This is a genomic window from Methylobacterium sp. WL18 (assembly GCF_008040015.1).
GTDB lineage: Bacteria > Pseudomonadota > Alphaproteobacteria > Rhizobiales > Beijerinckiaceae > Methylobacterium > Methylobacterium mesophilicum.
The window spans coordinates 1-8550 of sequence record NZ_VRVD01000166.1; the positions used below are offsets into that span (position 1 = coordinate 1).

Here is an 8550-nt window from a genome sequence, read left to right on the forward strand (position 1 = left end):
CTGGATCGTCGCGGCGGCATCGCGCCCGGCGGCCGTGGGATCGACATCGATCAGGGTCACGTCGCCGCCGTCTCGGCCGGGCGTCGCGGCGACATTCGAGAAGATGGCGTTGGCTTGCCCGTTTCGGCCGTCAGGGCCGCTCGTCACCGTCGGCTGGGGGCGCTCGGCGGCCGGCGCGGGGGAGCCCAAGAGCAGTGCTACGGCGGTGACGGCCGTGACCGGAAGCCGGCCCCCGTTGCGGATCTTGCGATCGCAGGTCGGGATGATTGACTGGCCTTGGAAGGACGGCATCAGGAACGAGTCTCTTTGCCCGCACGGCCCTGCAAACACGCGCAGCCCTCAGCGGGACGGTCAGGGTCTTCGGCGGACCGGATCGCCATGCGTCGGTCACGCGTCGACGCGATGTCGATGTCTCATCAGGATGGTTAATGAAACCCTTATGACAAGGAACGCGCCGATCGAACATGCCTCGAATTCTCGTAACTCAAATACATTTTAATATAAGTACATGAACCGAGTTATATCTTCGTGTCGGATCATGATTTATTACGAAATTTGCACATTCAAAACATAAGCCCCGACGCACTCAGGCACGGAATTGATATTCTTCGTGTCGTCCTGCAGCATCAGCCCTGGAATTGGCAGCATTCGTACCGCGCGTGGTCGTCATCGACGGTGCCGTGCCATCCGTGGCCTCTTCCTCCGGGAGCCGTTCGACCCGGGACCGGGGCGCGGTCGGGGAGAGACCTCCGCGGCGCCATGACATCCGCATGAGGGTGGGATCCACAGCGGCAGGCACATTCCGATCCGGCCAACGCTATGTTGCGCCGAATCGGCCCGCGCGTCGGCGGTCGGACGGCGAGGCCCCGAGGCCCACCCGCGAACGATGCACCGCCCCGAGCGCGACGACCGTGGCACAGCCCGTGTCCCGGAAGCCGGGCTCATGCCCGCCGCGCCGCATTGATGCGGGGCGCCCGATTGCTGTCGGCCGGGGCCGCCCACCGCTCCGGACGAGGTGACGAACGATGCGTCCGCCAATCAATATTGGCACATTAACGCAATGTTAACGATTTACTCAATGTTAATGAAATGCCGTCGACCTCGACACCGAATACATGCCTATCCAGGGCGCGATATCGCGTCTCCCGAAGATGAGCAGATGTCGCCCCGAGGCATAGGCAAACTGGGGAAGAGCTGAGCGGGAGGGGGACATGGGGGCGATCATCGTGGCGGGACCGCTCGCCGGTCCCAGCGCCGAGAGCCGACGGAGTACGGCGCTCCACGTCCTGCTCGTTCTCGGTTGGGCCGGGCTGTTCGCCTATTGCGGCGCCTATCTCGACGAGGATCTGCCCTTCCAGACGTCTTCGGTCCAGTCCGTCGGGGAGCCGCTCATCGATCAGCCCGACGACCTGTCCCGGCAGGCGATGTCGCTTGCGGCACCCGAGCCGGCCGGGGCCGTTGCGGCCCCCGATACCGTGACGGCCCCCGCATCGCCGATCGTCGTAACGCAACCCGTCGTGCCGCCGGCGACGACCCGTTCGGCCACGGCCGGGTTTGACTATGTCGGGACCTGGGGGCCCACTCCGGATGCCTGCAGCGCCCCCGCGCGCCGCAAGGGCTACGTCCCGGCGACGTTCACGCCCGATCGCGCCAAGGCCGGCGACACCATCTGCAGCTTTCGCGGCGCCCATCGAACCGGCAACGCCTGGGCCATGGCGGCCGATTGCGGCGACCGCGACCGCCGCTGGTCCTCGCAGGTCCGCATCGCGGTGAATGGCGGCCGCCTGACCTGGACGAGCGCCATGGGCACCTCGACCTACGTCCGTTGCGCGCGTCGCGCTGGTTAGAGCGCTCGCCGCCGACGTGGGTACCGGTTCGGCGTCAACGAGCGCATGACATCGAGGACTTCGAACCGTTCCCGATGGCAGCTTGAGCGGGAATGGGGCTTGGGATGCCGCGCGGCGCACGGGCCCCGCAGCGCGCCGCCTTCCGATCCCCGCGAACCGGCTCCCGGTTTCACCGTCATGCGCGGCGACGAGAGCGGGGGGGCACCGATTTCGGAGCCCTACAGCGTATCCACCGCGAATGCTTGTAGAAACAATCAGCACAATCGTTATCGCATTGCCTTGTGACGTTCGACAGCACATTGTGCCGATTCTTAAAGCATAGGTGCACACCGTGGACGAAACCGTCGAAACGATCGAGCGTGGGGCTCCCGACTACATCGAACTGACGGCGGGTCTCGTTTCCGCCTACGTCTCGAACAACCACCTGCAGCCGGGCGAGATTGCCAGCTTGATCGCCAACACGCACGCTGCGCTCGCGGGGCTTGGCAACAGCAGCGCCCCCGAGGCGCCGGCGGCCGACAGGCCCACCCCATCGCAGATCCGGAAGTCGATCACCCCCGATGCGCTGATCAGCTTCGTCGACGGCAAGCCGTACAAGACGCTGAAGCGGCATCTGAACGGCAACGGGATGACGATCGAGCAGTACCGGGAGCGCTACGGCCTGCCGCGCGACTACCCCTCGACGGCCGCGAGCTACTCCGAACAGCGCTCGGCTCTCGCCAGGAGCCTCGGTCTCGGCCAGCAGCGCAAGAAGGCTGCCCCGAAAGCCGCGGACCCCGCAGCGACCGTCTCGGAGACGCCCAAGCGTGTCGGGCGGCCGCGCAAGACCCAGGAGGCCTGAGGCCGAACGGGGATCTGCCCGTTCCCTCCGGCCATCCCCATATCCTCCCGATCGCGGCGGTCGAGCCTGACCGGGCTCCCGCTCGCGAGCGCGCCGGCCGCCGTGTCTCCCCCGTTCACGCGCGGCCGGCGCGTCCGCCCGGAACGCCCGCTCGGCCAGGCAGCCGTCAGGCGACGCTCACCGGCACGCGGTGCCATGCCGTGCTGAGATAGCCCTTGCAGTTCCGGGTCACGTCGGGGTCGGCGGGCTGTGTCTGGCCGGCCTCGTCCCACGCCCGCACCACCAACACGCGCTCGCCGGAGGGCAGGTCGAGGTCGACCGTCCAGAACGTCCAAGCGAAGGGCGCAGCGGCGTCCTGCTCGAGCGAGGCCTGAACCCAGGATCGCCCCCCATCGCCGGAGACGTCGACACGCACCACAGCGCGGTCACCCGACACCGCGTAGCCGCGGATCCTGGTCGTTCCGGCGCTCAATGCGGCGCCGCGCATCGGCTCGCAGATCGCCGCGTTCAGCGGCATCGTGTTGATGGTGTGGCCCTTCGCTGGGTCGGCCGTCTCCGCGGTCACATCGGGCGGGAAGAGCTTGTAGTCGTTCGCCTGGATCGGGTTGTCGGAGGGATGGTCCTGCACCGTGATGCGCTTCAACCATTTCGGGCTCCGCACCCCGGCGTACCCCGGCACCACGGCCCGCAGCGGAAAACCGTGTTCCGGCAGCAGCGTCTCGCCATTCATGGCGAAGGCCAGCAGGGTTTCCGGCGCCAGCGCCTTCGCGAGCGGGATGGAGACGCCGTAGGGATGCCCCTCGACCGTGTCGTGGCTCTCGAACGCGACATGCAGGCCCGCGCCCTCTCGGATTCCGGCCGCGCGCAGCACATCCCCCAATCGGATTCCGGTCCAGTCGGCCGTGCCGATGGCGCCGCCTTCCCACGGATCACCGGAAACCGGCGCGACCGCTCGCATGTCGGCCCGGCGATTGCCCGCGCATTGCATCGTCGCGGTGACGACGACGTGCGGGAAGTTCGATTGCACGTCGTGCAGCGACATCTCGAGCGGCGTCGAGACCGCACCATCGACGGCGAGGCGGGCCTCGTCCGCGACGATCGCCGGCAGATCTCCGTGGCAGCGCACGTAGAACGCCTCTGCCGGCGTACGGTAGGCGGCGCGCAGCCGGGCCAGCGGTGGCTCCGCGTTGTAGGGCGCATCCCCGTGGACGATCAGGCGCGCCTTTCGCTCGGCTAACGTCGACATGCAGGTTGTGCCCCTCGATACGAAGTGGGAACGCGCGGCGGCACCGGATGGGAACGCCCGGGCTCATGGAACGTAGCGCTACCAGAACGGAGACGCGCACCATGATTCAGGCTGACACCCCGATGCCCGGCGAGGATCCGGGCGCGTTGATCGAGGATCCGTCCCGCCTCGACGAGATCGAGCCGCCCAAGCCCACCGTGCCGGAAGAGGACGACCCCGAGGTGGAGGACACCGAGGTACAGCCGACCTGATCTCGGCCACCCATCCCCGTCCGAAGGCCGATACGACGAGCGTCGCGACCATGATCGACCCGAACCGCCCCGAGACCGATCCCGCCGAGACAAAGCAGGGCGCGCGCGACACGGCGCACGAGGCGTTCGACGAGGCGCGCGCGGACACGCAGCGGCGACAGTGAGCGGGCGCGACGCCGGATCTTCGGTGGCCGGATCGAACGCCTGGCCACCGTGGAACCGACCGGAGTCAGTACCGGACGTTGGAGAAGCCGCCTCCGTTTCGGCCCACGACGCTCTGGATGACCTCCTTGGTCGAGGGGCTGATCCCGCCATCGCTGCGTAGGCGCCGCCCGTCCGCCCGTTCAACGCGATCGAACTCCGGACCGCACCGCTCCAGCGCATGGCGGACTTTGGAGGCCGGGTTCGCGCCGCGTCGCGCCTCGGCCCCGTTCATCTCGAACCGGAGGCAGGACGCCAGATACCCCTTCACGTCATCGAACGCCGCGGCGTGGGCGCCCGACGTCAGGGCCACGAAAAGCAATGCGGATCGAATGAGCATCGGACACTCCGGCAGGGCTCGATGAGGGGCGAGGCAAAATGATGGGTAAGGCTGGATGATGCCGTCAACGCACGACGCGGGCATTCGTCGCCGGCGCCTCACGCCTTCGCGCGCCGTCGGCGGAGGAACGCGACGGCCCCCGCGGCCAGGATCAAGCTGAGCCCCGCATTCACCTCCGGCGACGGCGCTCCGCCGGTTGCGCCTCCGGCTCCCCAACCTTCGCCCGTCCCGCTCAGGGAACTGAACGCGAAGACGGGCTCTCCGGAACCGCGGAGCAATGGGGCGGAGGATGCCGTCCTGCTTCCCCCGGCGCCCGGTGGTGACGAGGAGGACGGATTTGCACCGGTCACCGGGGCGACGGCAGGAAGCAAGCGGAGTACGCCGGCAGACAACCCGGTATTCTGATCGGCAGCCAAGGAATTGCCGCCCCCGCCCGCCGCATGAGCGCACAGGCAACGTCCGACCTCAGTAAAATAGCATATCCCTACGTAGTCCATAGCCAATACTCAAATTACGCAACATAAAAACACTGACCTCTCGAACAGCAATTGGCAATTATTGATTGTGGTTAATAATACTCGACCACAGATAAATCATATGGCCAAGCTTATAGCCAGGCGCAGAGCATGTGAGACTCTTGTGTCGCCTCGCGCAGTGCACAATCCGGCGTCACGCGCTCTGGCGCGGTCCATGCCCCGGCGCGCCAGCAACCCCGTCTGCGGCACCCGACGTGACCACAGGTGCCGAAAGGCGGAGCCGCTGCCGCGCCTCAACGCGGATGGCTGGAGCGCTTGCCGCCGAAGCGATACGGATTGGGCGTCGGTCAGCGCGTTGTCTGCGAGGCGAGCCCGGCTGTCATGCTATCGGGACCGGCTCTGACCGGCGCCCCCCCCCCCCGGAGCCCGCCGCGCGTTCTCGGACGCGACGCTTTGCGGGAATCAGATCATGGGCGCGGCAATGCGTGGATCGTTTTGCCCGATTTACACGAATAGACCACTATTATCTGGCGTTAAGACTTTTTTAACCATGATCACCCACATTCGCTGTGGTCCATGGTCCTGGTTCAGCAATCTTCAGCCCGCCCGGTTCGCCGGTGCGGGCTTTTTGATGCCCCGCGCTCGAACGTCTTCCCCGAGGTGGGCGGTGAAGCCGTTGCTCAATCCAGAACCATGAGCGACGCGAGCAGGAACACCATCTCGATCGCCAGCATCATGGCGATGACGCGAATGACAGACCTGTCTTTCGCATCGTCGAGGTGATCCGAGCGGTCATCGGCCATGGTTGGGACCCCCATCCACGGAGCAGGCTATAGCCGCGTCGGGCGCACGCTTTATCATGGATTGAAAACGCAACGGTTCGGCGAATATTTTCACGCGCCGAGATAGACCTGGCTACGCAGCCAACGCGGGGCTTGCCGAGCCAGCGGTGCCGCACTCCACGCTCCGGTTACCACATGCGCAGCAGGTACCCGCCGGCCAGCACGATGATGGTGAGGGTCACGGCCGAGACTGCAAATCTCCTGGCCGACACCGACCCCAGGTTGGCGCCACGCCGACGGTTTCGGGGCCTCAGGACCACGACCTTCGGATCGGAGAGGGACTGGATCGAACGCTCGGGCCGACGCTGCTTGGATCGCCCCATACGCATGGTCGCCTCCCTAACGCCGCTTCGTCGCATCGAGAGCTTGCGTCAGGTGCGCCACGACGTCATCGCCCTCCGACGCGGTCGAGCCGAGGTCGGATGCGAGTTCAGCCTGCGCGACACGCTTGGCCACCTCCAGCAGCACATGCTCGACAGACGGCGGCCAGGGCGTCCCGTTGTCGAGAAGCATCCGGGCGGCCCTGACGAGCATGGTGAACTGCTCGGGGGGGATCGGGGTCCCGGCCGCGTTCTGCTCGAGGATGCGGTCGGCGATCGCCGTCGCGAGCCTGGCGACCTCGGCCACCTTGTCGGGTTCAGTGTGGGAACCGGTCACGTCGGGGATCCCATTGTGTCACGAGCCCAGGGGCCGCCGACCCGATTGCACGTCGGCCTCATGCCGGCGGCTTGCAGAGGTTGTCCCGGAACAGGGCCCATTCCTCGCAGATGCGGCCGTCCGAGAAGCGGCAATATCCGATCTGGCCGCCGACGCCGTTCCGGATCTGCGGCGTACCGCCCTGTGTGGCGCAATTCACGGAGGCGGGGTTCGCCAGCGCGACCCGGATGCTGGCGCTGCCAGCCTGGCTTGTACCCGCGACCAGGCAGACACCTGCGGCGGCGAGCAGAGATTGAGCGATCACGTCGGGTAGCCCTTCGCCTTCCGGTCCACGGTGCGGCGCTTCACGGAGCGCCTCCGATCACGGTCTCAAGCCCCGTTGATCTACGTTCACTGTGCCCGCTGCAACCCTGAGGATCAACGCCGATGGGAAGACGGCCGCACGCCTCGGGATAAGCGCGTGGCCGGGCAGGTGGTCATGAGAGGGCCGCCCGGCCGGCGCGAGCGGGAAAGCCGCCGTTTCCGGCCACCGGAGAGGAACACCGTCGGCGCCTCGCGCCTTGCAGCAGGAGACCCGGCAACCGCACACCAGGCCCGACTGCGCATGATCCGCCCCTCGATCGCCGCCCTCCTGATCGTCGGAGGCCTGGCCTTGCCCGGCCGCGCCGCCGACGCGCAACTCGGCCCCGACACGCTCAAGCCGATGATCCAGTCCGATAGCCTGGTCTTCAACGGTTTCACGCGGTCGAAGGACGGCCGAGCGTTCTCGCCGTTCCAGCGCCAGGCGAAGGGCACGGGGCTCGAACTCGGCGAATGGCGGGACGGTCAGCCCGTCGCATTCCCCGACGCGGCCTGGAATGCGTGGAAGCCCGGTGACGACCCGGCCAAGGCCTTCGTGGCGGTCAACGCGATCCGCATCGGACCAGACGGCGACCTCTGGGTGGTCGACAAGGGCGCACCCGGCATGGGCGAGGCGCCACTCCCGGGCGGTCCCAAGCTCGTGCAGATCGACCTCGCCACCAACGCCGTGCGCCGGGTCTACCCGCTGCAGGCGGCGACCACCGATCGGAGCTTCATCGACGATTTCCGGTTCAACGGCCGCAACGTCTACCTGACGGATGCGGGCCAGCCCGGGCTGATCGTGCTCGATCTCGATACGGGCGCCTTGCGGCGTGCGCTCGACGGGCATTGGTCCACCATCGCGCAGCGGCCGCTGACCGGTCAGGGCCGCACCTTGCGGGACGACGCAGGCAAGCTCCTGTTCATCCACGCCGATCAGCTCGAAGTCTCCCCCGACGGCAAGACGTTCTACTACCAGGCCTGCACCGGCCCGCTCTACAGCATCGAGACCCGCTATCTGGACGATGCCGGCCTGAGCGACGCCGAGCGGGCCAAACACGTCAAGCTGTTCGCGGCCACCGTGGCGACGGGTGGGACCGCGATCGACGCGGACGGGACGATCTACGCCAGCGACACGGACGGGCTGCGGATCCTCAAGATCGCCCCGGATGGGAGCATGAGCACGCTCGTGGAGGATCCGCGCCTGGTCTGGGTCGACGCGATGTGGATCGACGAGCAGGGCGGCCTGTGGATTCCGGCCGCGCAGATGAACCGCACGCCGACGATGAACGGCGGCGAGGCCTCGGCGGTGAAATTCCCGACGACGATCTATCGGCTGCAGATCGACGCCAAGCCGTTGCGGAACTGACCCAGGTTCGAGCCCCGGGCTCGGGCGTGGGCGCTCATCGGCGCGCCGAGGCCTCGCCGCCGTTCATCGTCGGCGTGCGGTTCATCTGCGCGGCCGGAATCCACAGGCCGCCCTGCTCGTCGATCCACATCGCGTCGACCC

Annotated in this window: 11 protein-coding genes; 4 read left to right on the plus strand and 7 right to left on the minus strand. The window is 67.3% G+C overall.

Going from position 1 to position 8550, the window contains the following annotated elements:
• Positions 1–291 (minus strand): hypothetical protein (locus FV228_RS13805; protein WP_210247797.1); only part of this gene is annotated, 291 nt, incomplete at its 3' end.
• Between the two features lie 920 nt (positions 292–1211).
• On the opposite strand from FV228_RS13805, the gene FV228_RS13810 reads away from it, so the two are divergent.
• Together FV228_RS13810 and FV228_RS13815 are read left to right on the plus strand one after the other, a co-directional pair.
• The gene (locus FV228_RS13810; RefSeq protein ID WP_147855149.1) at positions 1212–1847 is read left to right on the plus strand and encodes a peptidase inhibitor family I36 protein; all 636 of its coding nucleotides are present in this window, start codon (positions 1212–1214) and stop codon (positions 1845–1847) included.
• A 331-nt stretch (positions 1848–2178) separates the two neighbouring features.
• Positions 2179–2688, plus strand: a complete 510-nt coding sequence (locus tag FV228_RS13815) for a MucR family transcriptional regulator (RefSeq protein WP_147855150.1) — start codon at positions 2179–2181, stop codon at positions 2686–2688.
• 166 nt (positions 2689–2854) lie between these two features.
• On the opposite strand, the gene FV228_RS13820 is transcribed toward FV228_RS13815, so the two are convergent.
• The gene (locus tag FV228_RS13820; protein WP_147855151.1) at positions 2855–3934 is read right to left on the minus strand and encodes a molybdopterin-dependent oxidoreductase; all 1080 of its coding nucleotides are present in this window, start codon (positions 3932–3934) and stop codon (positions 2855–2857) included.
• A 101-nt stretch (positions 3935–4035) separates the two neighbouring features.
• On the opposite strand from FV228_RS13820, the gene FV228_RS33105 reads away from it, so the two are divergent.
• Positions 4036–4185: a hypothetical protein gene (locus tag FV228_RS33105; RefSeq protein WP_187277741.1), complete on the plus strand. Its 150-nt coding sequence runs from the start codon at positions 4036–4038 to the stop codon at positions 4183–4185.
• A 229-nt stretch (positions 4186–4414) separates the two neighbouring features.
• Here FV228_RS33105 and FV228_RS13825 read toward each other — a convergent pair whose 3' ends face one another.
• The 5 genes from FV228_RS13825 to FV228_RS13840 form a co-directional block, all read right to left on the minus strand.
• The gene (locus FV228_RS13825; protein WP_147855152.1) at positions 4415–4726 is read right to left on the minus strand and encodes a hypothetical protein; all 312 of its coding nucleotides are present in this window, start codon (positions 4724–4726) and stop codon (positions 4415–4417) included.
• Between the two features lie 1156 nt (positions 4727–5882).
• Positions 5883–6005 (minus strand): hypothetical protein, encoded by a 123-nt coding sequence (locus tag FV228_RS34800; protein WP_281406494.1) that lies wholly within the window; start codon positions 6003–6005, stop codon positions 5883–5885.
• A 167-nt stretch (positions 6006–6172) separates the two neighbouring features.
• Complete coding sequence (locus tag FV228_RS13830) at positions 6173–6373, minus strand: hypothetical protein (RefSeq protein WP_147855153.1); 201 nt, start codon at positions 6371–6373, stop codon at positions 6173–6175.
• A 10-nt stretch (positions 6374–6383) separates the two neighbouring features.
• The gene (locus FV228_RS13835; RefSeq protein ID WP_147855154.1) at positions 6384–6701 is read right to left on the minus strand and encodes a hypothetical protein; all 318 of its coding nucleotides are present in this window, start codon (positions 6699–6701) and stop codon (positions 6384–6386) included.
• A 58-nt stretch (positions 6702–6759) separates the two neighbouring features.
• Positions 6760–7005, minus strand: a complete 246-nt coding sequence (locus tag FV228_RS13840; RefSeq protein ID WP_147855155.1) for a DUF333 domain-containing protein — start codon at positions 7003–7005, stop codon at positions 6760–6762.
• A 300-nt stretch (positions 7006–7305) separates the two neighbouring features.
• Between FV228_RS13840 and FV228_RS13845 the strand changes: the two genes are divergently transcribed.
• Entirely contained in the window at positions 7306–8409 is a 1104-nt protein-coding gene (locus FV228_RS13845) for an L-dopachrome tautomerase-related protein (RefSeq protein WP_187277742.1), read from the plus strand.
• Positions 8410–8550 lie beyond the last annotated feature (141 nt).